This is a genomic window from Acuticoccus kalidii, from assembly GCF_021556395.1.
In the GTDB taxonomy this organism is placed as follows: Bacteria; Pseudomonadota; Alphaproteobacteria; order Rhizobiales; family Amorphaceae; genus Acuticoccus; species Acuticoccus kalidii.
The window spans coordinates 168,063-192,450 of the sequence record NZ_JAKGCS010000007.1; the positions used below are offsets into that span (position 1 = coordinate 168,063).

The 24,388-nt window shown below is 66.7% G+C and carries 21 protein-coding genes and 1 tRNA gene; 19 read left to right on the top strand and 3 right to left on the bottom strand.

The annotated features are described in order from the left end of the window. Positions 1–286 precede the first annotated feature (286 nt). The 5 genes from L1787_RS04320 to L1787_RS04340 all read left to right on the top strand — a co-directional run bounded on the left by L1787_RS04320 (position 287) and on the right by L1787_RS04340 (position 5,044). Positions 287–362 (top strand) — tRNA-Lys (locus L1787_RS04320). Between the two features lie 323 nt (positions 363–685). Beyond that, complete coding sequence (locus tag L1787_RS04325) at positions 686–1,591, top strand: EamA family transporter (RefSeq protein WP_235707305.1); 906 nt, start codon at positions 686–688, stop codon at positions 1,589–1,591. Between the two features lie 135 nt (positions 1,592–1,726). Beyond that, a complete protein-coding gene (locus L1787_RS04330; protein WP_235707306.1) occupies positions 1,727–3,175 on the top strand; it encodes a sensor histidine kinase in 1,449 nt (482 codons plus the stop codon). A gap of 9 nt (positions 3,176–3,184) precedes the next feature. Further along, positions 3,185–3,646 carry a response regulator gene (locus L1787_RS04335; RefSeq protein ID WP_235707307.1) on the top strand — a complete coding sequence of 154 codons (462 nt, stop codon included), beginning with the start codon at positions 3,185–3,187 and terminating at the stop codon, positions 3,644–3,646. Positions 3,647–3,826: 180 nt separating this feature from the next. Further along, a complete protein-coding gene (locus L1787_RS04340; protein WP_235707308.1) occupies positions 3,827–5,044 on the top strand; it encodes a pyridoxal phosphate-dependent aminotransferase in 1,218 nt (405 codons plus the stop codon). 79 nt (positions 5,045–5,123) lie between these two features. Here L1787_RS04340 and L1787_RS04345 read toward each other — a convergent pair whose 3' ends face one another. Both L1787_RS04345 and L1787_RS04350 read right to left on the bottom strand, forming a co-directional pair. Then, complete coding sequence (locus tag L1787_RS04345) at positions 5,124–6,932, bottom strand: autotransporter outer membrane beta-barrel domain-containing protein (RefSeq protein WP_235707309.1); 1,809 nt, start codon at positions 6,930–6,932, stop codon at positions 5,124–5,126. Positions 6,933–7,497: 565 nt separating this feature from the next. Further along, positions 7,498–8,190: an aspartyl/asparaginyl beta-hydroxylase domain-containing protein gene (locus L1787_RS04350; RefSeq protein ID WP_235707310.1), complete on the bottom strand. Its 693-nt coding sequence runs from the start codon at positions 8,188–8,190 to the stop codon at positions 7,498–7,500. A 316-nt stretch (positions 8,191–8,506) separates the two neighbouring features. Here L1787_RS04350 and L1787_RS04355 point away from each other — a divergent pair, with 316 nt between their 5' ends. From L1787_RS04355 to ggt, 8 genes are all read left to right on the top strand, one after another. After that, positions 8,507–9,736 carry an NAD(P)/FAD-dependent oxidoreductase gene (locus L1787_RS04355; protein WP_235707311.1) on the top strand — a complete coding sequence of 410 codons (1,230 nt, stop codon included), beginning with the start codon at positions 8,507–8,509 and terminating at the stop codon, positions 9,734–9,736. 123 nt (positions 9,737–9,859) lie between these two features. Continuing rightward, positions 9,860–11,065, top strand: a complete 1,206-nt coding sequence (locus L1787_RS04360; RefSeq protein ID WP_235707312.1) for a hypothetical protein — start codon at positions 9,860–9,862, stop codon at positions 11,063–11,065. Between the two features lie 82 nt (positions 11,066–11,147). Beyond that, positions 11,148–11,624: an ureidoglycolate lyase gene (locus L1787_RS04365; protein ID WP_235707313.1), complete on the top strand. Its 477-nt coding sequence runs from the start codon at positions 11,148–11,150 to the stop codon at positions 11,622–11,624. 30 nt (positions 11,625–11,654) lie between these two features. Next, a complete protein-coding gene (gene pncA / locus L1787_RS04370) occupies positions 11,655–12,275 on the top strand; it encodes a bifunctional nicotinamidase/pyrazinamidase (protein WP_235707314.1) in 621 nt (206 codons plus the stop codon). A gap of 213 nt (positions 12,276–12,488) precedes the next feature. Then, on the top strand, positions 12,489–13,997 hold the full coding sequence (locus L1787_RS04375; protein ID WP_235707315.1) for an amidohydrolase family protein: 1,509 nt from the start codon (positions 12,489–12,491) through the stop codon (positions 13,995–13,997). Positions 13,998–14,088: 91 nt separating this feature from the next. Further along, positions 14,089–15,288, top strand: a complete 1,200-nt coding sequence (locus L1787_RS04380; protein WP_235707316.1) for an ROK family transcriptional regulator — start codon at positions 14,089–14,091, stop codon at positions 15,286–15,288. Positions 15,289–15,296: 8 nt separating this feature from the next. Then, complete coding sequence (locus L1787_RS04385; RefSeq protein ID WP_235707317.1) at positions 15,297–16,007, top strand: glucosamine-6-phosphate deaminase; 711 nt, start codon at positions 15,297–15,299, stop codon at positions 16,005–16,007. Between the two features lie 20 nt (positions 16,008–16,027). Then, positions 16,028–17,611, top strand: coding sequence for a gamma-glutamyltransferase (gene ggt / locus L1787_RS04390; RefSeq protein ID WP_235707318.1), 1,584 nt, complete (start codon positions 16,028–16,030; stop codon positions 17,609–17,611). On the opposite strand, the gene L1787_RS04395 is transcribed toward ggt, so the two are convergent. Then, complete coding sequence (locus tag L1787_RS04395; protein ID WP_235707319.1) at positions 17,605–19,263, bottom strand: alpha/beta hydrolase; 1,659 nt, start codon at positions 19,261–19,263, stop codon at positions 17,605–17,607. The genes ggt and L1787_RS04395 overlap by 7 nt on opposite strands. A 173-nt stretch (positions 19,264–19,436) precedes the next feature. Between L1787_RS04395 and L1787_RS04400 the strand changes: the two genes are divergently transcribed. The 6 genes from L1787_RS04400 to L1787_RS04425 all read left to right on the top strand — a co-directional run bounded on the left by L1787_RS04400 (position 19,437) and on the right by L1787_RS04425 (position 24,316). Further along, positions 19,437–20,006 (top strand): helix-turn-helix domain-containing protein, encoded by a 570-nt coding sequence (locus L1787_RS04400; RefSeq protein WP_235707320.1) that lies wholly within the window; start codon positions 19,437–19,439, stop codon positions 20,004–20,006. Between the two features lie 2 nt (positions 20,007–20,008). Further along, the gene (locus tag L1787_RS04405; RefSeq protein ID WP_235707321.1) at positions 20,009–20,542 is read left to right on the top strand and encodes a GNAT family N-acetyltransferase; all 534 of its coding nucleotides are present in this window, start codon (positions 20,009–20,011) and stop codon (positions 20,540–20,542) included. Between the two features lie 73 nt (positions 20,543–20,615). Beyond that, positions 20,616–21,761 carry a bifunctional 2-C-methyl-D-erythritol 4-phosphate cytidylyltransferase/2-C-methyl-D-erythritol 2,4-cyclodiphosphate synthase gene (locus L1787_RS04410; protein ID WP_235707322.1) on the top strand — a complete coding sequence of 382 codons (1,146 nt, stop codon included), beginning with the start codon at positions 20,616–20,618 and terminating at the stop codon, positions 21,759–21,761. A 240-nt stretch (positions 21,762–22,001) separates the two neighbouring features. Continuing rightward, complete coding sequence (locus L1787_RS04415) at positions 22,002–22,523, top strand: CinA family protein (protein ID WP_235707323.1); 522 nt, start codon at positions 22,002–22,004, stop codon at positions 22,521–22,523. Positions 22,524–22,707: 184 nt separating this feature from the next. Beyond that, a complete protein-coding gene (locus L1787_RS04420; RefSeq protein WP_235707324.1) occupies positions 22,708–23,196 on the top strand; it encodes a TspO/MBR family protein in 489 nt (162 codons plus the stop codon). 280 nt (positions 23,197–23,476) lie between these two features. Further along, positions 23,477–24,316, top strand: a complete 840-nt coding sequence (locus L1787_RS04425; protein WP_235707325.1) for a polyprenyl synthetase family protein — start codon at positions 23,477–23,479, stop codon at positions 24,314–24,316. The last annotated feature ends 72 nt before the right edge of the window (positions 24,317–24,388 follow it).

The window sequence follows — 24,388 nt, forward strand, 5'->3', positions numbered from 1 at the left end:
CGGATGACCCCGCCCGGCCACGTATTCGCGAACCGGCCGGCACAGTCCGCATCGGTCGGCGGACCGCCGGTTCTCCACATGGCAGCGCTTGCCCTTTGGCGAAAAGGGCTGATATAGGACCGGCACGTCGCCGCCGCGCATTCCGCTCGGAATTGCGCGGGGGCTTGGCGGACGGTCGCCGTATCATGTGCCGCTTGGTCGGTCCGTGGTACGATCGGCGGGTCGACGGAAATGGACCGAAACGGACCGTTTCCCGTCCCGGTTTCGATCGGACCGCCTCATATTGGCGCCTGTAGCTCAGCTGGTAGAGCATCCGACTTTTAATCGGACGGTCAGGGGTTCGAGTCCCCTCGGGCGTACCACTTTCTCACCGGGCGTCCTCTCCCCCATCCCCTTTCGCGCCCCGTGCGACACCGCACAGGACGACAGCGCGGCCCGCCCCTCGTCTCGCTGAGGCGGCCGAAACCACCTTGCCATTCCGGTTGGCCGATCAACGGAAAAGCGTCCCGTCGTCCAACCAAGCGCCGACAATTTGCGCCATGCCTCGTTGCTCGCGGCGCTCGGCCGGCGCTCCCGGCGGACGATCGCGGCGTGCGGGCCTTTACCGACGTCGGATCGAGGCGCATTCTGAGCGCTCCCGGTCTCCGACCGGCGCATTCCGGCCCGCCACTCGATTGCCTTCCCGATGACCTTCATCCCGATCTGGGTGTTGACCACCCTCGCCGCTGCGGCCGCGCAAACCGCGCGCAACGCCATGCAGCGCCATCTCACCGCGACCGTCGGAACGCTCGGCGCGACGCTCGTGCGCTTCCTCTACGGCTTTCCCTTCTCGGTGCTGTTTCTCATCCTCGCCGTCGGCGTGACCGGTGAGGCGGTTCCGGGACCGAGTGGGCTCTATATCGCGCAGGTCGTCTTCGCCTCCGCCTGCCAGATCGCCGGAACGGCGTTGATGCTGGCGGCGATGCGCATCACCTCCTTTTCGATCACCGTCGCCTACACGAAGACCGAGCCGGTACTCGTCGCCCTGTTCGGCTTCATGGTGCTCGGCGAGCGGCTGGGCGCGGTGTCGATCACCGGCATCGTCGTCGCGACGCTCGGCGTGATGGTGATGTCGCAGGTGAATGGCACCACCCTCGTGCGCAGCCTCGCGGCGCGGCCGGCGCTGTTCGGCCTCGCCTCGGCGGCCTCCTATGCGGCGGCGGCTGTCGTCTTCCGCGGCGCGATCCTCTCCCTGGACGATGGCAGCGGGCTTATCCGCGCGACGACGACCCTCGTCTGGGCGCTCGCCAGCCAGTGCGTGATGCTCGGCGGCTGGCTCCTCATCGTCGACCGGCGCGCCGTCATCGCGACGCTCGTCGCCTGGCGTCAGTCCGTGTTTGCGGGCGGCATGGGCGCCCTCGCCTCGCAGATGTGGTTCATCGGCTTCTCGCTGACCTCGACGGCGAACGTGCGCACATTGGGACTGGTGGAGGTGCTGTTCGCGCAACTCGTCTCGCGCCGCCTCGCGGAGGTGACGACGCCGCGGCAGATCATCGGCATCGTGATGGTGGTCGCGGGTGTCGGGGCCCTTCTTGTCGGGCACGCGCTTTAGGCGGGCGCGCTCCGAACCGGCAGCGGCCGTTTGTGCGGCGCCGGGCGGATGGTCCTTGCGGTCAGCCAGGGCAAAGGAAAGCGGCTTAGAAGCGATGTCGCCTTACGGCCCCGCGAGCAGTCGAGGTCCGACCGGATGCCCATTTCCGCCAGTGAGCCGGCCTCGATCGGCAGCACCCACCTGCCCTATGGCCCGACCCCGGTTCCAGGCCTTGCGGACGAGTTCGCCAAGCTCGTCGCCCTCGGTGCGCTGGAGCCGCTCGCCGAGACGGAGCGCTCGGACGGGTTCTGGCTCTGGGATCTCGAACGGCCGGAGGCCTGCTTCTTCTCTGCCGACCTCCTGAAAGCGCTGGGATATGATCCGCACGAGCGCGCCCAATCCGTGCTCGATATCGGGACGATCGCCTTCGTCGAGGATGCGGAACGGGTGCGGGCGAACGTCGTGTCGCGCACCGAAAGTCACGACCCGATCAACGCACAGATGATGCGCTGCATGGAAAAGAACGGGACCATGCGGCTCGTGCGCTGCCTCGCTTACGCGATCCGCTCCGAGGGCGTGCCGATCCGCATCCTCGGCAGCATGCGGTTGGTCCCCTGTGCAACGGGCGACGAACTGACGAGCCGGCTGTCCGACATCCTCACCCTGTCCCGAGAGGCGATCATCGTCTGGTCGGCCCATTGCGGCGTCCGGCGATGGAGCAGCGGCGCGGAGAGCCTTTACGGGATCACCGAAGCCGCGGTGAAGGGAAAGGCCCATTTCCCGACGCTCAAACCGCGCTTCCCTATCGATTGGGAGCGGATCGAGGCAAGGGTGCGCAATGGCGAAACCTGGTCCGGCGAGGTCTCGTGGACGCGCCCTGACGGGACCGTCATCGTGACGGAGACACAGCTTCAACGCTTTTCGATTCGTTGCGGCGAGACGCTTTTCCTCCAGATCGACCACGACATCACCCCGCAGGTCCGCCTCGCCGAACGCCAGCACATCCTGACGCGCGAACTGCGACACCGCGTGAAGAACCTTTTTGCGGTGATCCGGTCCCTCGTCCGCCTCTCGGCGAGCGGGCAGGACGACGTCCCCGCATTGGTGCGCGATCTTGACAACCGCATCGCCGCCCTCGCGGCCGCCCATGTCGTCAGCCTCGGTTACCAGACGAACGATGGTGCCCCGCTTCAAGAGGTGCTTCAGGCCGTCCTCGGCCCCTATCCCGCATCTGGCGAGGCCTTGCGCCTCGACGGCCCGTCGGTCTGGGTGCCGCAGGAGAAGATCACGCCGCTCGGCCTCATCCTCAACGAGCTCGCGACCAATGCGCTCAAATATGGCGGATGGGCGAGCCATTCGGGCCATGTCGAGGTGGCGTGGACGCTGACCCGCGATGACGGGCCGGACGGCCCCACGCGGATCACTTTGTCCTGGCGGGAAGAAAACCCGGACTTCAAGCCGCCCGCGGAGGTGGCGGTCGGCTTCGGGACACGGCTCCTCCAGATGAGTTCCGCGCAACTCGGCGCAGAGGTCGTCCGCACGTGGCATCCGTCCGGTCTCCTCTGCACCTTCACGTTCGATATTTCAGCTCCATCGGAGACATGAGATTTTGCCATGCCCCACCCCCTCGACTGCGAAATCCGGTCCGACCAGCGGACCGATGACCCCCTCCGCCCGACCCGCATCCTGATCGCGGAGGACGAAGTCCTCGTCGGCTACACGCTGCAGCTTCTTCTGATGTCGGAATTCGACTGCGAGGTGCTCGGCCCGTTCATGCGCGTTTGCGATGCGCAACGGGCGGTCCTCGAGAACGAGATCGACTTCGCCATTCTCGACGTGCGGCTCAGAGACGGAGAGATCTACCCGGTCGCCGACATCCTCTTTCAGCGCAACATCCCCTTCGTCTTCCACAGCGGCCACGCCGAGGAGGAGGCGATCGGCGCCGCCTATGACGGTGCCCCCCTCCTCGACAAGCCGGCGAGCGACAGCGCGATCGTCCGCGCCATTCGCGAAGCCCTCGTCGAACCCTTCAAGGTTTCCACGCCCGAAATGACGAGCCGCGACCGCGCGCGATGATCGCGCCCCGCGCGGGAACGTCGCACCGCGCGGCCCGCGTCCTGCATCGCCTTGTGTTCCGGCGCGCCACAAAGCGGCCGTCTCTCCCGTGGGACGACAACGCAAACCGCTGTTGGCGTATTCCAGACGTGACATCGCCACCAAAGCACGGCAGTGCGAAGGGGCGATCGGAGACGGGACATGAAATACGCACAACGGGCGCTCGACATCGCGCCATTCTTCGCGATGGAATTTTCAAAGCGGGCCGCCGCACTCGAGGCCGCCGGCCACAATGTGGCGAAGCTCAATATCGGCGAGCCGGATTTCGGCGCTCCGCCGGCAGTGCTCACGGCGATGGCCGATATCGCGAAGAGCGGCCAGCTGCCTTATACCGACGCTCTGGGCCTGCCCGCCCTTCGCGAGGCGATTGCCGGCTTCTACCGCTCCGCCCACGGGCTCGACATCGACCCGCAGCGGATCGTCGTCACGGCGGGTGCGTCGGCCGCTCTCCTCCTCGTGACGGCGGCGCTCGTCGATCCCGGCGACGAGGTGATCGTCGGCGACCCGTCCTATCCGTGCAATCGGCATTTTCTGTCCGGCTTCGGGGCGAGGGTGAAGCTCGTGCCGACCCGCGTCGAATCACGCTTTCAGCTTGATGCGGAGACGGTGCGCGCGAATTGGACCCCGGCAACGCGCGGGCTGATGATTGCGACGCCCTCCAACCCGACCGGCACGTCGATCGTCCCCTCCGAGCTTGTCGAGACGTGCGCCTTCGCCGAAGGAAAGGGTGCCTGGCGCATCGTGGACGAGATTTATCTCAATCTCAGCGATGCCGACGCGGCGGGCAATCCGCCTCAGAGCGCGCTCGCGGTCGATCCGGGCGCGGTCGTCATCAACAGCTTCTCGAAATATTTCGGCATGACGGGCTGGCGGCTCGGTTGGTGCGTGCTGCCTGAGGACATGGTGCGGATCATGGAGCCGCTCGCGCAGAATTATTATATCTGCCCGTCCGCTCCCGCCCAGCGCGCGGCGCTTCAATGCTTCACCCCGGAATCGATCGCCGTCTGCGAGGCGCGCCGCGCCGAGTTCCAACGGCGCCGCGCCTTCGTCCTGTCCCGCCTCGCAGAGATTGGCCTTCCGGTGCCGGTTCCGCCCGACGGCGCGTTCTATGTCTATATCGACATTTCCGCGACGGGCCTCGACGCCATGCGCTTTTGCGAGCGCGCCGTCGAGGAGGCCCACGTCACGCTGACGCCGGGGCTCGATTTCGGTCACAGCGGGGCGGACAAATTCGTCCGCCTCTCCTACGCAGCCTCGATGGAGGATCTCGCCGAAGGGCTCGACCGATTGAAACGATTCATCAACCGGCTCGGCGGTGCCAACACGCCGATCATTCCCGCCGATGCAAAGTTAGCCTGACCGGGCGGTCTGACAATCAAAACCCGGCATCGTCACGATGCCGGGTTTTGACGTTCCGGAATGCGGGCCGCCGTTCCGATCAGACGGGATCGATCCCGAACAATTCGGCATAGGAGTAGATGCCGTCATCGAACTCGAAGAGCTCGACATCGGCGACCAAGAGCTCCGTCCCGTCCCCGGTGATATGCCCGGTGAAGACACTCATGCCCGCCTCGAACATGAAATCTTCCATGTTGCCCGCGAGGACCAACAGATCCGTCTCGGTGCCGCCATCGACGGTGCCGAAGCCGCTGCCGATGTCGAACTCGTCGTCACCCGAGCCGCCGAAGAGTGTGGTGTTGTAGATGCCGCCGCTCGCGCCGCGCGCGATCAGCAAATCGTCCCCGTCGCCGAGCTGCAGCGTGCTGTCGACGATACCGTACGAGCCGGATCCCGGCGCAAGGTTCGCGCCGAAGACCGTCGACGCCCCCTTCGCGATCACCGTGTCATTGTCCGCGCCCATGTCGATCGTGGCGAGGACGATGCCCGCGGCAAATCCGAGTTCGCCGTCCGGATTGTCGATGTCCGCCTTGGCGATCAGCGTGTCGCGCCCCTCGCCCATGTGGATCGATTGGCTTTCGCCGCCTCGGATCGCGGCGGACGAGGACGTGATGCTTTCCGCATCGCCATCGAGCGACAGCTTGGCGAAGATGAGGTCGTCACCGGCGCCGGTCGAGACGCTGCCGCCGAGCGCCGCGCTCTGATCGGCCGCGGCCGAAGCGCCGACATCGATATCGAGTTTCGCGACGACACGATCGTTGCCCTCGCCCGTCTCGATCATGCTGACATGATCGATCGCGGTGATGCTGGACACTTCGGAAAAATCACCGACATCGAGGGAGGTCGCCGCAATGACGCGATCGTTGCCGGTGCCGGTCGTGATGGTCGTGCTGCCGATCGCGGTGGTGCCGCTCGCGGAGCTGTTCGCCCCACCGTCGGCGTCGACCATCGCCTTGACGACGTCATTCTGGGCGCCGGTGTCGATTTCGCTCTGCTCGATCCCGCGCACGGAGGAGAGGTTGGCGTTGTCGCCATGCTCCATCGAGGCCCGCGCGGTGATCCGGTCGAACCCGTTGCCCATGTCGATCTGGTGGCTGGTGATGGCGACCGCATAGCTCAGCGACACGATTTCCCCGTCGACGGACGCTGTGGCGAGGATCGTGTCGTGGCCCGCGCCCGCCTCGATCATGGACGTCGGGCCAGGGGCGCGCGCGGAGATGTCGTAAAGCTGGCCGAGGCCGACCACGGTCGCCAACCCTGCGCTCCCCGCCTCGACCGAGCCGGAGGCCGAGGCGACGAGGAGGTCGCTGCCCTGGCCGAGATCGATCGTCGACCCGTTGGCAATGCCGACGAGGTGAAGGACCGCTTCGGGTCCACCGGCGTTGGTCCCCGTCGCGATTCCCGAGACGATATCGCTTCCACGCCCGGTTACGAGCAGCGGCTCCGTTTCGATCGGATCCGGCGCGAGCGTCACCACGTCGAGGCTGGGGCGGAGCTGCTCGTTCAATCGGAGACCAGCACCTTGGAAACCAGAGTTCTCGCCGCCGACCTCGAGCATGAGGCGTCCGCGGACGATATCCGCGTCCCAGCCGGTGTTCAGAATTTGGCTGATTTCGAAGCCCACGAAGCTCGCGTCGCCATCGGTCTCGCCGCTCGCCTGGAGCGTGCCGGAAATGAGATCGAAGCCGGGCCAAGTCCAGGTTTCTTGAACGGCGTTCGTGAGGCCGGTGTAGTAGCTGAACGCGCTCGGTTCCGTCACCACGTTTTTCGCGATCCCGACATCGCTGGAAAGCGTGAAATCGAACGAACTGAGATCCGCCCCGCCGTTCTGGACAATATTGATGGCCATTGTTGCCTCCCAAGCTCCACGCAATCAATTCAAGTATGGCGCGGTATTTCGACCATATCGCCGGTGTAACCGGCCAAACACGCAACCGCTTCAACCGGCTGACGCCTCACGATGCTTGGCGAACATCGGCAGACGCCAGCCTCGATTTGGCGTTTTCAGTGATCACATTAAGGCAAGATGAGATTTCGATGTGTCGGATCGTGGGAACATGACGGATATTTTGGAATCCAACACCGAACAATTTTATCCAACAACAAGTCGGGAAGATGAGGCGCCGCACGCTCCCAGCAACGCGCGATGACGCGCGATGCGCGTTCAGCGACTATGGGGGGATGACAAAGGTCGCTTCACCGAGGCGGGATCATCGGCCGGCCCGATGAACGGCCGTGGTTGGACAGCGGTCGCGCCGGCCGCCCTCGCGCCCGGTTCACGCCCGCGCGGTCTTTGGCAGCGATCGGGGCAATGATCTCGGGGCAATGAGCGGAAATGCCGTCGACCACGCGACGAGGGGCGGCGGCGAAGCAGAGGCCCGGCCTGCCCCGCCGGCGACGGCGGGGCGGCGGCATCAATCCTTGGAGCCGTAGAACTCTTTCTCCCAGGCGCGGTGCTGCTTCACCGGCTCGGTCACGAACGGCATATAGCGCGCGATCTTGAGGATGGTCTCGTTGAGGCGGCGCAGCCCCGGCGGCAAGGGGCGGTGGACATCGATGAGGAGCACGACGCGCACGCCGTCGGTGTCATTCCACACTTCGTGCCGATAGGTGTCGTCGAAGACGACGCATTCGCCCTCGCGCCAATAGATCATCTCGTCGCCGACGGCCATGCGCACGTTCTCGCTCGGCTCGGGTACGACGAGCGCGAGATGCGAGCGGACGAGACCCTTATAGACGCCGCGATGGGCCGAGATGTGCGAACCGGGGGCGAGGATCGAGAAGAAGGCGACCTCGCAATTGGGGATCGCATCGACGAGCCGCGCCGTTTCCGGGCAACGGTTGCAGTTCTCGTCGGCGCGCAGGCCGTAGGCGCGGAAGAAATAGGTCTTCCACCCATCGGTCTTGATGATTTTGCGCTGCGTCTTGGAGATGTACTGCATCGTCGGCAATTGGCCGGAGACGGGCAGCACCTCTTCGAGTTCGCGGCGGATCGTGGCCCAGTTCTTTTCCAACTCGGCGACCCACGGAAACTCGGTCTTGTCGAGAACAGCGGTGTCACCGACGAGCGAGCCCTTGCCCATCATGTGCTCGAGCTTGACGGTCATGGCCTTGCTCGGCCAATTGACCGCCTGCTTGATCCGCCTACCGAGCGTCATAGGAGGCTTCGGTTTTGGCGGTGCGACGGAGCCTTGCATATAAGTCGCCTCACATTGTGTGTATGCGATGAAGAATCATCAGCCTTGCCCGGTCGCGTCAACTATGGTCCGCGACTGCGTCATGGCAACGCTAAATTTGCCCGAACCTCTATATATCCCAATCACGGGCCCGGTTTGCGGGATCGGGCGGCGGACGCGTGTCACGCAATCGCGGTAAAAGTTTGAACCTCCGCCAGGCACGGCGGGCGGTCAGGAGAAGAGAACGATGAGCGCCGATGTCGCGATCGTGGGGGCCGGGATTGTCGGCCTCAGCACAGCCTTTGCCTTAATCCAACGCGGCCACCGCGTCACCATCATCGAGCGGGGCGAGATCGCGCGCGGGGCGAGTTACGGCAATGCCGGCGCCTTCGCCTTCTCCGACGTGATGCCGCTCGCTTCGCCGGGAATCATGAAGAAGGCGCCGCGCTGGCTGCTCGATCCGGTCGGGCCGCTTAGCGTGCGGCCGTCTTATCTGCCCGCCCTCGCGCCGTGGCTCTATCGGTTCTGGCGGGCGAGCCGGGCGAGCGCGGCCGCCGGTTCGCTCACCGCACAAGCTGCGATGATGCGTCTGGCCCGCACCGAAGCGCCGGCCCTCCTCGACGCCGCCGGCCTCGCCGGGCATTTGCGGCGCGAAGGCGCGCTCGAAGTCTATGAAGGCGAGGCTTCGTTCAAGGCCGCCCTCGCCTCATGGGACGCCCGCGCCGCCGAGGGTGTCGCGTTCCACCATGTCACCGGGGCCGAACTCGCCGCCGCGCAGCCCGGCCTCTCCCCGCGCTTCACCCACGGCACGCTCATTCCCGGCTGGTGCACGATCAGCGATCCCTACGATTATGCGGTCGCCCTCGCCGACGTGGTGCGCGCGCGCGGGGGAACATTCGTCACGGGTGAGGTGAAGGCGATCGGCGACGGGCCGGTCGTCACCCTCGACGGGGAGACGATCGCGGCCGACCATGTCGTCATCGCCGCCGGGGCGTGGTCGAAGCAGCTGACCGCGCCGCTCGGCGATCCGGTGCCGCTGGAGACCGAACGCGGCTACAACACCACGCTGCCGGCCGATGCCTTCGATCTCAAGCGTCATATCACCTTTCCCGAGCACGGGTTCGTCATCTCGCGGCTCAACTCGGGGGTTCGGGTCGGCGGGGCGGTCGAGCTCGGCGGGTTGAGGCTCGCGCCCAATTTCGCCCGCGCCGACGCCATGCTGGCGAAGGCGAAACGCTTCCTCCCCGACCTCGTCACCGAAGGTGGGCGGCAATGGATGGGGTTCCGCCCCTCGATGCCGGATTCACTGCCGGTGATCGGCCCGTCCCGGCGCGACCGACGGATCCTCTATGCCTTCGGTCACGGCCATCTCGGCCTCACCCAATCGGCGGCGACCGCCCGCATCGTCGCCGACATGGTGGACGATATGGCACCGCCGCTCGACGTCGCCCCCTTCCGCGTCGCCCGCTTCTGGTGACGGCGCGGCGCCCCGCCGCTTGCATTCTCTGCGAGAACGCCTCAGTAAATCCCATGAACTTTGTCGGGATTTACATCCGTTCTGATGTAAATTCAGATCGTGATCGAGGTTATAATTTCTCCAATGAACTATTACGAGGCTATTCTCGCCGGAGACCATGCGCGCCACAACGGAATGACGGACGTCGGCGCGCCGGCGATCGTCACCTATCACTTCACCAGCGGCGACGACCTGTGGGATGGGCTCGCCGCGGCGGACGAGGCGCTGCAGACCGCGATGCGCCTTGCGACGCGGGCCGTGGAGCGTGTCGCCGGCGTCCTCCTCGTCGAGGTCGGCGAGGCGGCGGACGCGATGATCACGCTCTCCTACAACACCTTCGGCACCGGCGAATCGTGGGCCGGCATTCCAGACGTCACGGCGAACCGCGCCCGCACCGTCAGCGAAATCGCGATGACGGACACCTATGAGAGCTTCGACCGCGGGTCCTACGGCTTCCAGGTCTTGCTGCACGAGGTCGGCCACGCCCTCGGTCTCAAGCACCCGTTCGACGGCGAGCCCACTCTCTCGGACCGGTTCGACAACACGAACCGCACGCTGATGAGCTACAACGATGTCGGCCACGACAAGGCGCAATATCGCTCGCTCGACCAGCAGGCGCTGAAATATCTATACGGCCCGCCAAAGGCTCTCGCCGGCGTCGAGGTCACCTTCGACGACGCGGCCCTCACGCTGCACGTGACGGGAACGAGCGGCGACGACACGCTGATCGGCGGCAATGACTTCAACCGCATTGTCGGCGGCCGCGGTCATGACGAGCTCTTCGGGCGCGATCTCGGCGACGTCTTGATCGGCGGATCCGGCAGCGACCGCCTCAGCGGCTTGCGCGGCAACGACACCATCGTCGGCGGTCCGGGCCACGACACGCTGATCGGCGGCCATGGCCGCGACGAACTCAACGGCAATGGCGGGCACGACATTCTGCACGGCGATGGCGGTCACGACGCCCTGTTCGGCGGCGGCGGCCACGATACCCTCGATGGTGGGCGCGGCAACGACACGCTCGACGGCGGCGCGGGGTCCGACCTCCTCACCGGCGGACGTGGGGCGGACACGTTCGTCGTGACCCATTTGCGCGGCAACGATACCATCACGGATTTCGTGCAGGGACAGGATGTCCTCGACATGTCGGCGCTCGGGCTGCCGCTTTCGGCGATCCTCGCCCGCTTCCACGTCGACGGCGACGACATGGTGTTCGAGACCGACAACGGCACAGTCCGTCTCCTCGAGGCCGCGGCGCTCACCTTCACGGAGGCCGACTTCGCATTTTGACGCGCTCGGGGACCGATCGTTCGCAAAGGCGTTGTGTCCTGGTAGACCTTTGGTCCCCAGAGACATGCGGACGGACGGCCCCGTGCACACTCTTCCCATCGCTCCCCTGACGGCGGAGGCTTTCGCGCCCTTCGGCACGGTCGTCCCGGCGCCCGAGACCGCCGGGCGCCACTATCACGACGACGGGCTTGCCACGCTCCGGCCGGCGGCGCGGCCGAGCCTGTCGGTCGCGCTCATCGAAGCGGCGGCGACGTTGCCGCTTGTCTGCACCAAGATGGAGCGCCATCCCTACTCCTCGCAGACCTTCATACCGATGGCGCCGGCGCGCTATCTGGTCCTCGTCGCGCCGCAGAACGTCGCCGGCGATGGACCGGCCATGGACCGCGCGGCCGCCTTCGTCGCCGAGGGGCTGACGGGCATCACCTATCGCGCCAACGTGTGGCATCATCCGATGACGGTGCTGTCCGCCCCTGCCCGCTTCGCGATCACGATGTGGCTCGATGGAACGACGGGCGACGAAGAGTTCGTCGATATCGATCCCCTCACCATAACCACCTGATTCCCGTTTCGATTGCCGAGGGAGGTTGCGATGTCGCTGACCATCGCCCCGACGGACGCGCTCTTGATCGTCGATGTCCAGAATGATTTTTGCGAAGGCGGTGCGCTCGCCGTTGAGGGCGGCGATGCCATCGTCGAGCCGATCAACGCCTTCGCGCGGAATTTTCCGGCTGTCATCCTCACCCAGGACTGGCACCCGGCGGACCACACCTCCTTTGCCTCCAACCACCCCGGCGCCGCGCCGTTCAGCCAGATTACGATGGCCTACGGCGAACAGATCCTGTGGCCCGATCACTGTATTGCGGCGACGAGTGGCGCGGCCTTTCATCCGCGCCTCGACGCGGCTCTCGCGCGGATGGTCGTGCGCAAGGGCTATGACCGGAGCGTCGATTCCTACTCCGCCTTCTTCGAAAATGATGGCACGACGCCGACGGGTCTCGGCGGCGCGCTTCGGGAATGGGGCGTCGAGCGCGTCGTGCTGTGCGGGCTCGCGACCGATTTCTGCGTCGCCTGGTCGGCGCTCGATGCTCGAAAGCTCGGGTTCGAGGCCGTCATCGTCGAGCCGCTGACGGCGGCCATCGATATCGCCGGCTCGCTCGACGCGGCGCGGCGCAACACGATTGCCGCCGGCGTCGGTTGGTCGGACCGGTGAGTCCCGCCAAATAGCGGCCGGAACGGGGACAAAAGGATGAAAATATATCTGTAATCGTCGCAATGCGTCTGCGCGAAATCAAACTCTGTATGCGAAAAATCGGCTATCATTGTTCGACGGGGTCGAGCCTACGATCGTGATCAACTTTGCGTCTGGGATCGATCCGCGCGAACGTTTTACTGGCCCGCCGGCCCGCTCGGGAAGGAAGTGTGCATGGCGAACCCCTCGCGCCTGATTGTTCGATCGGGCCTCGTTCTCAATCCGGGCGACGGCGTCGCCAAGCCGCACGACATTCTGGTGATCGACGGGCGCATCGCGGAGGTGGGCCCGCACGGCATGGAGGCTCCGCCCGACGCCGCCGTCATCGATGCGTCCGATCGGATCGTCCATCCGGGATTGGTAAACGCCCACACCCACGGGCACGGCCACTATTCGCGCGGCGTCACGGACGATGTGACGCTCGAGCTGCTGCTCGCCGCGGGTCCGTGGCTCACCGGCCAACGCAGCCGTGAGGACAAGTATCTTTCGACGGCCATCGGCGCGGCCGAAATGGTGCTGAAGGGATGCACCGCCTGTTACGACATGTTCCTCGAATTGCCGGTGCCCACGCTCGACGGGCTGACGGCCGCCGCCCAAGCCTATAGCGATGTCGGTATGCGCGCCGTGCTCGCGCCGATGGTCGCCGATCATCCCTTTTTCCACGCCATACCCGGCCTCTACGACGCACTGCCCGACAACCTGCGGCGCGAAGTCGACGCGTTGACGAGCCCCGACGGCGAGGTCGTGCTGAAACGTATCAAGGAGATCGCGCGGAGCTGGCCCTTTGCGCAGGACGATATCCCGCTCGCGATGGGCCCGACGGTCCCCCTCCTCTGCACCGACGCCTTCATGAACGGTTGTGTCGCGCTCGCCCGCGAGCATGGGATGATGATCCAGACCCACCTTTCCGAATCGAAGGTGCAGGAGGTCGCCGCCCAGCGCCGCTACGGGATGAGCCTCACCGAACACCTCGCCCGGCTCGGCGTCCTCGGGCCGGACCTGTCGGCCGCGCACGGGGTTTGGCTCAGCGACGGCGACATGATGCGCCTTGCGGACGAGGGTGTCTCCGTCGTCCTCAACGTCGCGAGCAACATGCGGCTCGGCTCCGGGCTGCCGCAGATGCGCCGCCTCCTCGACGAAGGGGTGAATGTCGCGGTCGGCACCGATTCGTCGAGTTGTTGCGACAATCAGAACATGTACGAAGCGACGCGCCTCGCCGCTTACACCTCGCACCTCTTCTCGAACGATTATCGCCAGTGGGTGACGTCCCGTGAAGCGGCCCATGCGGCGACGGAGGGCAGCGCACGCGCGCTCGGAATGCCGAATATCGGCCGCATCGATCGCGGCTATTACGCCGATCTCGTCTTCCTCGACCTCGGGGCCGTCCATTATCTGCCGCTGCGCAACGTCCTCAATCAGGTCGTTCAGGCCGAGGATTCTACCGCCGTCCGGGACGTGATGATCAACGGGCGCTGGGTGGTGCGGGACCGCAAGCTCCTCACCCTCGACATCGGGCGCCTTCGGCCGCGGGTCGGCGAGGCGATCGCGCGGCTCGATGCGCTCACCGCGACCCACCGCGCGATCTTCCGCCAGATGCAGCCCATCGTCGGCAGCTATTGCGCCGGCCTCTCGGCCACGCGTCACCATGTCCATCGCTTCGCCGGCATCGCCCCGACGACTTGACCGTCGCACATTGGAAGTCGGATCAAGTTTCGACGTTCGGGCGGACGCACCGCCTCTTCCCCGAACGAATGACGAGAAGGCGATATAGGCGATGATCGATCTGTCCTCGGTGCCCGTGTCGCGGCAGCTCACCTTGCGCACCGTGATGCACGCGGCCATGGACGGAGCGATCTCCCGTGCCGCTCTCGCGCGGGTGACGGGGCTGTCCAAGCAAACGATGTCCGAGGTCTTCCGCACCCTGGAAGACGATGGCTGGCTCGAGGTCACGGGTCACGCCCGCGGCGGCGTCGGACGCAATGCGACGCTCTATGCGGTCCGCCCGCGGCGCCTCTTGGTGTTCGGTGCCGATATCGGCGGCTCCTCGGTGAAGGCCGCCCTCGGGGACATGAACGGGACGATCGTCGCCGAGCGGGAAGAGCCGACCGATCCGCGGGGCGGCGATCACCTCCTCGCCCAGATCGCCGCCCTCGCGGACCATCTCGCCGAGATGGCGGGAACCGCGCGCGAGCGCATCGCCCTTGGCAGTGTCGGCATTCCGGGCGCCTACGATCCGCGCACCCAGCGCCTCGCCATGGTGCCGAATATCAAGGATCTCGAGGGGCTTGCGCTCGATGCGCGCCTGTCGGAACTCGCCGGCTTCGAGATCCGCGTCGACAACGACGTCAACATGGCCGCAAAGGGCGAGCAATGGCGCGGCGAGGGCCGAGCGGTGCACAGCTTCGTGTTTATCGCGATCGGCATCGGGATCGGCATGGGCATCGTGAACGATGATCGGATCGTGCGCGGCGCACGGGGGGCGGCGGGCGAAATCGCGACGCTTCCGATCGGCGCCGACCCGTTCGATGCGCGCACCTTCAAGTCCGGCGCGCTCGAGACCGCTGTCGGCAGCGCCGGCATCAGCGCCCTTTATGAGAGCCTGTCGGGCCGCGCCGATGTCAGCGTGCGGGAGATCATGGACCTCACCGGCGCGGGCGACGCGGCGGCGATCGAGACGATCGATCGCGTCGGTCGATGCCTCGCGACCGCGATCCTCGCCGTGTGCGCCGTCGCCGATCCGGAACGGGTCGTTCTCGGCGGCAATGTCGGCGCGCGGCCCGAGCTTCTCGCGCGGGTCAAACACCACCTCCCGCTCTGCATGCCCGAGCCGCCGGAATGCGCGATCAGCACGCTCGGCCCGCGCGCAGCGCTGATCGGGGCGATCGCGACCGGCCGGGAGCGGTTGCGGGAGACGCTTTTCGCCGTTCCGCTCGACGGGACCGGCCGGGCGAGCCAGCGGGGCGGCGCACGGTGATCCGTCCGGTGATTGCGGTTCACCGCACGGCGGAGGAGGCGGAAGCGGCCGTCACGTCCGTCCTCATCGAGACGATCGCCCGCAAGGCCGACGCTGTTCTCGGGCTTGCGACTGGAAAGACGATGATCGGGATCTATCACCGCCTCGTGCGCGCACACCGCCATGGCGGGCTCCCGCTTGCACGTGCGACAACGTTCAACCTCGACGAATATTGCGATATCGCCCCCGACCATCCGGGCGCGTTCCGCACGTATATGAGGCATCATTTTTTCGCGAAGACGAACATCGACCCGTCGCGGATCCACTTCCCGGCCGAAGGCGGCGAAGCGGCGTTCGAGCGGGCGATCCGCATTGCGGGCGGGATCGACCTCCAACTCCTCGGCATCGGGCGGAACGGTCATATCGGCTTCAACGAGCCTGGATCCTCCCTCACCTCCCGCACACGCAAGGTCCACCTCACGCCGATGACGCGCGAGGCCAACGCGGAAGACTTCGGCAGCTTGGAGCGGACGCCGACCCATGCGATGACGATGGGAATCGCGACGATCCTCGACGCGCGTCGCGTCATCTTGCTGGCCACCGGCGCTCACAAGCGGCACGCTCTCGCCGATGCTGTCGACGGGCCCGTTCGGGCAGGCAATCCCGCCTCCGCCCTCCAGCGTCACCCCAACGCCTTGATCGTGTGCGACAGCGCGGCTGCCGCAGGGATCGAGGTCTGAATTCGGACGGAAACGACCAGATGCGCGAACGCGATTTCATGAAGCCCGGCCGCTCGGTGGCGATTGCCACCAACGGCATGGCCGCCACCTCCCACCCGGCCGCGACGCTCGCCGCGGTGGATATTCTGCGCGCTGGCGGAAATGCGGTCGACGCGGCAATCGCGGCGGTCGCCGTCCAAAGCGTCGTCGATCCGTTGATGACGGGGATCGGCGGCGATTGTTTTGCCCTTTACGCCCCCGCGAACGGGCCGATGGTGGCGCTCAACGGCTCCGGCCGCGCCCCTGCCGCCGCCCACGCCGAGGCGCTCGTCGAACAGGGGATGACCCGTCTCGCGGACACCTCCGTCCACGCGGTGACGGTGCCCGGAGCGGTCGACGCCTGGTGCAATCTGAGCGCCCTTTATGGCCGCCTCTCCCTCTCCCACACGCTGCGGGCGGCGGTCCGAGCCGCCGAGGACGGCTTCACCATCACCCCGCGCGTCGCCTATGACTGGAGCCGCTTCGCCTGGCGTGTCGAACCCTACGAGGCGTCCGCACGCCAATTCCTGCCGAAGGGCCGCGCACCGGTGATCGGCGAGACGATCGCCAACCCCGCGCTCGGCTCGACGCTGCGCGAGATCGGACGGCACGGGGCGAGCGCCTTTTATGAGGGCCCGGTCGCGGAGGATATCGTCGCAACGCTCGGCGCGCTCGGCGGGCTTCATACGCTCGACGATCTCGCCCTCACACGGACGACCGAGACGGCGCCCATCGCCGCCGCCTATCGCGGTCACACCCTCAATGAGTGCCCGCCCAACGGTCAGGGTCTCACCGCCCTCATCATCGCCCGTATCCTCGACGGGTTCGACCTGTCGGACGCCAGCGAAGTCGACCGGATCCACCTCCTCGCGGAGGCGACCAAACTCGCTTACCGCCAGCGCGACGCGATCGTCGCGGACCCGGATTATATGGGCGGTCCGGCCGAGGACGCGCTCGACGAGGCCGTCATCGCAACGCTTCGCCAAGCGATCGACATGACGCGCGCCGGGCCGATCGAGGCCGCGCCGCTCCCCGTTCACAAGGATACGGTGACGCTCAGCGTCGTCGATCGGGACGGCAACGCGATCACCCTCATCAACTCGATCTTCTTCGCCTTCGGCAGCGGCATCTACGCGCCGAAGGCCGGCGTCCTCCTCCACAATCGCGGGGCGGGCTTCACACTGAAGGCTGGCCATCCGAACGCCCTCGGTCCGCGCAAGCGCCCGCTCCACACGATCATTCCGGCGATCCTGTCGAAGGACGGACGCCCCGCCGTCGCCTTCGGCGTGATGGGCGGGCAATATCAGGCGGCCGGGCACGTCCATTTCGTGTCCCAGCTCCTCGACCATGGGCTCGACGTGCAGATGGCGTCCGACGCGCCGCGGTCCTTCTATACGGATGGCGCGATCAGCCTGGAGCCGACGATCTCGGACGCGACCCGCGCCGCCCTCGAAGATCGTGGCCACAAGACGCGCTGGGCCGATTCGCCGCTCGGCGGTTGCCAGGCCGTCGCGATCGACGAGAAGCGCGGCGTCCTCTGGGGCGCGTCCGACCATCGCAAAGACGGAATGGCCCTTGGCTATTGAGGCCCGTCGAAGCGATCCTTGATGCGCGCGATGTCGGCCTCGCCGGCATCGGGTTCGGTCACCGCGACCCAAGCGTCGATATAATTCGACGGCGCATATTCGTGCCCATGCCCGCGCGGCACCTTGGTCGAGACGGCCATATCCGCCGCGAGCTGTAATGCGGTGACGACCGGGAACCATCGCACCAGCGGCGACACGTCCGGCCCGCGCGGCTCGTTCAGCCAATCGGGTTTCCACCAAAGGGTCGACCAGTCGAAGAAGACGATCGGGTCGGAGGCGTATTGGAGGTAGACGACGCGCATCGGACCCCACCGGGCGCCGGGCCAATCGAGTTGGTCCGTCTGGTTGGTGAAGCGCACGAAAGAGCCGCTTTCGAAGCGGGGAAGCCAGGCGGGCGACTCCGCATTCCGCTCGTTGGTGACGGAGGTGTGCATGGGGCTCGGAAAGGGCGGGCCGGCCCACAGCGCGCCGTCATAGGGATCGCCGAGGATCTCGTAGAAGCGGACCGATTCCTCAGAGCTCAGCGCGCCGAGGCTGAGGCCGTAGAGGTAGAGGCGCGGCCGGGTTTCCCGGTCCATCGCGCGCCAATGATCATAGATCGCGGCCATCAAAGCGCGCGCCGTGGCGGCGCCATAGCCGGGCTCGAAGATCAGCGAGAACGGGCTCTGAAGGTAGGAATATTGCATCGCCACCGTCGCCGTGTCGCCGCGATGGAGGTATTCGAGCGGTGCGATCGCGCCCTGGTCCATGAAGCCCGTACCGGTCGGGATCGCGACGATCAGCACCTCCCGCTCGAAACCGCCGACGCGGATCAACTCGTCGAGGGCGAGCTCGGCCCGCTCCTCAACGTCATCGGCCGAGCCGAGGCCGACATAGACGCGCCGCGGCTGGGTGACCGGCCCGCCCCAGAAGGCGGCGAGATCGGCCTCGCTCGTGGTGTTCGCCACGAATTGACGCCCGGCCGCGCCGAGTTCGCGCCAGTTGACGAGGGAGGCTTCGCTGCCGCTCGTCATCGGATCAGTCGGGGCTTCGGTGTCCGGATCGATGAGGGAATCGAGCTTGGCGTAGAAGGAATCCACCGCGCGCAAACTATAGTGGATCAACACACCGTCGATGAGGCTGAAGAACAAAAAAGCGGCGATGCCGATCGCGATCGTGATCGCGACGCGTTCGGGAATGACGCGCTCGAGGCGCCGCCCCACCTGACGCACGATCAGCTTGAACACCCAGCCGGCGAAGAACAGCACCGCCGCCATGCCCGCCGCAATCAGCGCGACGCTCAACGGATGGGTGGTGTCGACCGGGGGAAGGCCCATCAGGACGCGGATCGAATCCTGCCACTCCGCCGCCTTAGACAGCGAGAAAGCGAGGCAGGAAAGGCCGAAGGCGGCGGCGATGAAGGCCGCGATATTGCCCGCCCGACGCGACACGCGGCGAAGGCCGAGCCAGTCCCACAGCGCGATCGCCGCGATCCCGACGAGATAGCCGAAGGCGAACAGCGCCCCGCCGAGGAGCCCCTGCATCAGCGCGTCGCGCGGAATGAGCGAGGGCGTGAGGGAGGCGGCGAACAGGAGAAAGCCGATAGAAAGCCCCGTGCCGGAGACGAGACGCGTCGCTCTCGGATCGTGGCCGGTCTCGCTCTCCACGCGCATCGTCCCGTCTCTTTCTCGGCCGTCTCCCGCTCATCATTTCCCGAGCATGGCGAAAGAGGCAACCCGGGGCAGACAGATCGAGAGGCTTGCGCACGCGTCGGCGGCCGCGGGGTCGTAACAGTCGCCATAAGTCCGACTTGACGACCGTTCACATTCGGAACAATATCCCGAATATGAACGGGTCGCACGAGATCGCCATCTTCGATGCCCGGATCGCCGCACGCCTCAAGGCGCTGCGCCAGGAGCGCGGCTGGTCTCTCGACAATCTGGCCGCCCTGTCCGGCGTCAGTCGCGCGACCCTCTCCCGCCTCGAAAACGGCGATGTCAGCCCGACCGCGAGCGCGCTCGCCAAGCTCTGCCTCGCCTACGGGCTGACGATGTCGCGCCTGATGACGATGATGGAGGATGATTTCGTCCCCCTCCTCCACCGGGACGCGCAGCCGGTGTGGCACGATCCCGAAATCGGCTTCGAGCGCCGCTCCGTCTCCCCGCCGAGCCGCGCCTTGTCGGCCGAAATGGTGGAGGTGAGGCTGCACCCCGGCACCCTCATCGACTATGACGGCGCGCCGCGGCCGGGGCTCGAGCATCATCTCTATCTCATCGAGGGGCGGCTGTCCGTCACCCTCGACACGGTCTCGCACCACCTCGTCGCCGGCGACTGCCTGCGTTATCAGCTCTTCGGCAAGAGCCGGTTCGAGACGGCGCCCGAGACCGCCGCCCACTATATTCTCGTAATGGTGTGACCATGGGCCGAACTCTGACGATCGACAGGCTGGACGGCGAGGCGATCCGCGCCGAAATCGACGCCCTTTCCGCCCTCCTCGCCGACGTGGTCGCGGCGGGCGCGAGCATCAATTTCGTGCTCCCGTTCACGCCCGCCGACGCGGAGCGCTTCTGGCGGGACAAGGTTTTGCCGCGTGTCGAATCGGGCGGCATCACGATGTTGGTCGCCCGCCATGAAGGGTGGATCGTCGGCTCCGTGCAGCTCGTCCACGACACGCCGCCCAACCAGCCCCATCGCGCCGATATCGCCAAATTGATGGTCCACCCGGATGCGCGGCGCATGGGAATCGCAAAACGGTTGATGGTGGAGGCCGAGCGCCGGGCCGCCCCGCTCGGCCGCACCCTCATCACGCTCGACACGCGCACCGGCGACGCGGCCGAGCCGCTCTATACGGCGCTCGGCTATCAGACTGTCGGCGTGATCCCCGGCTATGCCCGAGACCCTTATGGAACCGACCGGCTCGATTCCACGACGATCATGTACAAAACCCTCTGAGCCACCGCCGAAGTGAAGGGGAAGATCGCCGTCCCCAATTCCCCTTTCGCCCGTCCTCGGCTACGAGCACGGGATGACCATCGAGCCCATCGACGCCGTGGTGCTCGCTGCCGGCCGAGGCGCCCGCCTCGGCGGTGCGACGCCGAAACAATATCTCCCCCTCGGGGCGGAGACCGTGCTCGCCCGCGCGGTCGACGCCTTCCTCGACCATCCGCGCGTCCGCCGCGTCATCGTGGTGATCGGGGCGGACGACGATGCCGCGCTCTGTGATGCGATCGGACCACGCGCGGCGCGCGTCGAGATCGTCACCGGCGGGGCGACGCGGCAGGCCTCGGTACGCGCCGCGCTCGACCATCTGACCGGCGACGCGCCCGCCCGCGTGCTGATCCATGACGGGGCGCGCCCGTTCGTGTCGGCCGCGCTGATCGGGCGGGTGATCGACGCGCTCGCGGTCGATGACGCCGTCATTCCCGGCCTTCCCGTCGCCGACACATTGAAGCGGGTGGAGGGGGAGCAGATCGCCGGCACCGTCTCGCGCGATGCGCTCGTCGCCGCGCAGACCCCGCAGGGCTTCGCCTTCGCCCCCCTCCTCGCCGCCCACCACAAGATGCTAGAGATGGCGACGGACGATGCCGGGGTGATGGAGGCGGCCGGCTATCCGGTCCGCGTCGTCATGGGTGAGCGGGAGAATTTCAAGATTACCACGATCGACGATCTCGAGGTCGCGCGCGCGGCGCTGCCCGCCCGCCCGGCCATCGGCCAGGGTTTCGACGTCCACCGGATCGTGCCCGGCGGCCCGATGATCCTCGGCGGCCTGACACTCGACCTTCCCTACCGTCTCAGCGGCCATTCCGACGCCGACGTCGCGCTCCACGCGCTCACCGACGCGATCTTCGGCGCGATCGCGGACGGGGATATCGGCCACCATTTCCCCCCGTCGGACGAAGCCTGGAAAGGTGCCGCGTCCGACCAGTTTCTCGCCTTCGCGGCCGACCGCGCGAAGGCGGTCGGTGAGATCGCCCATCTCGATCTCACGATCATCTGCGAAAAGCCGAAGATCGGCCCCTTACGCGAGGCGATGCGGGAGCGGATCGCGGAAATCACCGGCCTTCCGGTCGCCCGCATCGCGGTGAAGGCGACGACGACGGAGCGGCTCGGATTTGCCGGACGCGGCGAAGGGATCGCCGCGCAGGCGGTGGCGACGGTGCTTCTGCGCTGACACTTTCGTTCGCGAAATAGTCGAATGCGCGTAACATTTTCCGCCATCGCCTCGATCGACGAACGGAAAATCCCCGATTGCCGCCATTGTCCGTCATGCGGATTTCAATTGCCGTGTAGAGTCGACTAAAATTTCGTGCGCGGGTGAACGGGTGGTCCGCGGCGGGGTCGCCGGTGCGTCGCCACAGGCGCGCCGAAGCGCCGTCCCCGCCCGCTCCCGGCGACAAGAGGACGAAATGCGATGTTCGACGACGAGATCAGATCGAAGGCCGAAGCCGTGCTCGACGCAGCGCGAGCGCGGGGCGTGATGCTCGCGACGGCCGAATCATGCACCGGCGGCCTCGTCGCCGGCGCGTTGACGGCGATCGCAGGGTCGTCCGACGCCGTCGATGGCGGCTTCGTCACTTATTCCAACGCCGCAAAAGTCCAGCTCGGCGTTCCCGAGGCGCTCCTCGTGAGTGACGGCGCCGTCAGTGAGCGCACCGCCCGTGCCCTTGCTCGCGCCGCACGCGAGGCGGCGCTCGCCCGGGCGCCGAAGGGGGCCGAGCGGGTCGCCGTTTCGGTCACCGGCGTCGCGGGTCCGGGCGGCGGCAGTGCGGAAAAGCCGGTCGGCCTCGTTCATTTCGCGATCGCCGACGCGGCCGGGACACGCCACCGGGTGGCGCGTTTCGGCGACGTCGGACGCGACGAGGTGCGGCGCAGGAGCATTTTGACGGCGCTCGACCTCTTGCTCGAGAGCCTCGCCGCGCCGATCACCGTCTGAGTTTTGCCGCCCCTCCGGCGGTTCGTTTCCCTCGAACACGGCGTCGTCATCGTCGGTGGCGACGACAATTCTGCGGACAGACGAAAACCATTTCGCGCCGTCAACCGTATGTAGCCCGGACGGGTATATCTTGGCGGTGTCGACATGGTGCGTATGGACGTTCGCGACGGCTGGAAACTGAGGAATGATCGAAAGCTGGCCCGTGCTGTTGATGGTGGTCGCTGCCAACTTGACCGTGGTCGCGAGCGGTGCCGCGTTTCCGCCCGACCGCCGCTTGGGGAGCTTCGCGCGGCCCCGTTGGGCTGCGCCGGATTGGGCGCTCGGCCCGATCTGGGGTATCCTGTTCGTCCTCGTCGCCGCCTCGGGCTACATCTTCATCGTTTCGGCGACGCCGGCCGAACGGGTCTGGCCGCTGGTAATCTACGGACTTCAACTTGCGTTGATGGCCTCCTGGGGACCGATCGCCTTCGGATTGCGCCGGCTCGACCTCGCCGCGTTCGTCGCAATTCTCACGTGTTTCATGACGTTCGCAACGATTTTAGCATTTTTTTGTATATCACCCGGCGCCGCGCTGCTTCTTCTGCCCTATATTGTATGGATGATATACGCGGCGACACTGACGATCGTACTGTGGCGACGCAATATGTCCGGGCCGAACCCGGCGAACGATTGAGCGAGGGTCGATATGGATACGGACCTGATCATTCTGATGGAGCTGCTGTTGATTCTGGGTGGCCTCGTCGCATTCGCGGTCGAGGAAGTCCGCTCGTTGCACAGGGGCGAGACAACCATCTAGACCCCGACCCGCCCGGGACCCATCCGTCCCGGCGCATGCATTGCGGCAAAGCGCGCCGGTCGCGACCGGCGCGGGGACGTCGGTCCGGTCCGGCCTCAGCCGCACGGGACAGCGCCCCAGCCCGCGCCGCCTTTCGTCAAACGCGCGGCACACCGCGATGACGGCGCGGATCGAAGCCGCGCTCGAGCGTCATCTCGCCGGGCGCGACCGTCCGGCTCGCCTCGGAGAGGCTCTTCGGCACGCCGTCTTCGGCGGCGGCAGCCGTGTTCGCCCCGCCCTCGTTCTCGGCGTCGCCCATGCGTGCGGCGACGACAGGCCCATCGTGACCGACGGTTATGCCGCCGCGGTGGAGTTCCTCCATTGCGCCTCCCTCGTCCATGACGACCTCCCGGCCTTCGACGACGCGCCCTTGCGGCGTGGCAGGCCCTCGGTGCACGCCCATTCGGGCGAGGCACTCGCGATCCTCGCCGGGGACGGGCTGATCGTCCTTGCCTTTCGTGCGCTCGCCGACGTCGCGAGCGAGGCGGGGGCGCGGTTGCCGCAATTGTTGTCCCTCCTTGCCGAAAGCGCCGGCTCGCCCGACGGGCTCGTCGCCGGTCAGGCGATGGAGAGTGAGGCGCGATATGATCTCGCCCACTATCACGCAGCCAAGACCGGCGCCCTGTTTCGCGCCGCGACGGCGGGCGGAGCGGCGGCCTCGGGGGGCGATGTCGCGTTTTGGCGGGAGATCGGGGTTCGGCTCGGTGCGGCCTACCAGATCGCCGACGACCTTCACGATCGGTTCGGCCGCTCGGGAAGTTGCGGCAAGCTCACCGGACGCGACGACGCGCTCGGGCGGCCGAACGCCGTCGACACCTATGGCGTCGACGGCGCGCTCCGCCGGATCAAGCATCTGATCGAGGAGACGGTGGACGTGATCCCGGCGCACCATTCGGCCGAGCCCTTGCGATCCTTGATCCACCGCCAGGCGATGCGCCTCGTGCCCGAGCACCTTTAGACCGGAGCGCGGCCCCGCTGACGGCCGCGCTCGCGCCGGTGCTTTGCGCACGCTTCGGTGCGAGGCTCGCGG

Excerpts from the sequence above, each read along its gene's own strand:
- L1787_RS04325 (WP_235707305.1), top strand. The coding sequence starts at position 686 with ATGACCTTCATCCCGATCTGGGTGTTGACCACCCTCGCCGCTGCGGCC.
- L1787_RS04330 (WP_235707306.1), top strand. The coding sequence starts at position 1,727 with ATGCCCATTTCCGCCAGTGAGCCGGCCTCGATCGGCAGCACCCACCTG.
- L1787_RS04335 (WP_235707307.1), top strand. The coding sequence starts at position 3,185 with ATGCCCCACCCCCTCGACTGCGAAATCCGGTCCGACCAGCGGACCGAT.
- L1787_RS04340 (WP_235707308.1), top strand. The coding sequence starts at position 3,827 with ATGAAATACGCACAACGGGCGCTCGACATCGCGCCATTCTTCGCGATG.
- L1787_RS04345 (WP_235707309.1), bottom strand. The coding sequence starts at position 6,932 with ATGGCCATCAATATTGTCCAGAACGGCGGGGCGGATCTCAGTTCGTTC.
- L1787_RS04350 (WP_235707310.1), bottom strand. The coding sequence starts at position 8,190 with ATGACCGTCAAGCTCGAGCACATGATGGGCAAGGGCTCGCTCGTCGGT.
- L1787_RS04355 (WP_235707311.1), top strand. The coding sequence starts at position 8,507 with ATGAGCGCCGATGTCGCGATCGTGGGGGCCGGGATTGTCGGCCTCAGC.
- L1787_RS04360 (WP_235707312.1), top strand. The coding sequence starts at position 9,860 with ATGAACTATTACGAGGCTATTCTCGCCGGAGACCATGCGCGCCACAAC.
- pncA (WP_235707314.1), top strand. The coding sequence starts at position 11,655 with ATGTCGCTGACCATCGCCCCGACGGACGCGCTCTTGATCGTCGATGTC.
- L1787_RS04375 (WP_235707315.1), top strand. The coding sequence starts at position 12,489 with ATGGCGAACCCCTCGCGCCTGATTGTTCGATCGGGCCTCGTTCTCAAT.
- L1787_RS04380 (WP_235707316.1), top strand. The coding sequence starts at position 14,089 with ATGATCGATCTGTCCTCGGTGCCCGTGTCGCGGCAGCTCACCTTGCGC.
- ggt (WP_235707318.1), top strand. The coding sequence starts at position 16,028 with ATGCGCGAACGCGATTTCATGAAGCCCGGCCGCTCGGTGGCGATTGCC.
- L1787_RS04395 (WP_235707319.1), bottom strand. The coding sequence starts at position 19,263 with ATGCGCGTGGAGAGCGAGACCGGCCACGATCCGAGAGCGACGCGTCTC.
- L1787_RS04400 (WP_235707320.1), top strand. The coding sequence starts at position 19,437 with ATGAACGGGTCGCACGAGATCGCCATCTTCGATGCCCGGATCGCCGCA.
- L1787_RS04405 (WP_235707321.1), top strand. The coding sequence starts at position 20,009 with ATGGGCCGAACTCTGACGATCGACAGGCTGGACGGCGAGGCGATCCGC.
- L1787_RS04410 (WP_235707322.1), top strand. The coding sequence starts at position 20,616 with ATGACCATCGAGCCCATCGACGCCGTGGTGCTCGCTGCCGGCCGAGGC.
- L1787_RS04415 (WP_235707323.1), top strand. The coding sequence starts at position 22,002 with ATGTTCGACGACGAGATCAGATCGAAGGCCGAAGCCGTGCTCGACGCA.
- L1787_RS04420 (WP_235707324.1), top strand. The coding sequence starts at position 22,708 with ATGATCGAAAGCTGGCCCGTGCTGTTGATGGTGGTCGCTGCCAACTTG.
- L1787_RS04425 (WP_235707325.1), top strand. The coding sequence starts at position 23,477 with ATGACGGCGCGGATCGAAGCCGCGCTCGAGCGTCATCTCGCCGGGCGC.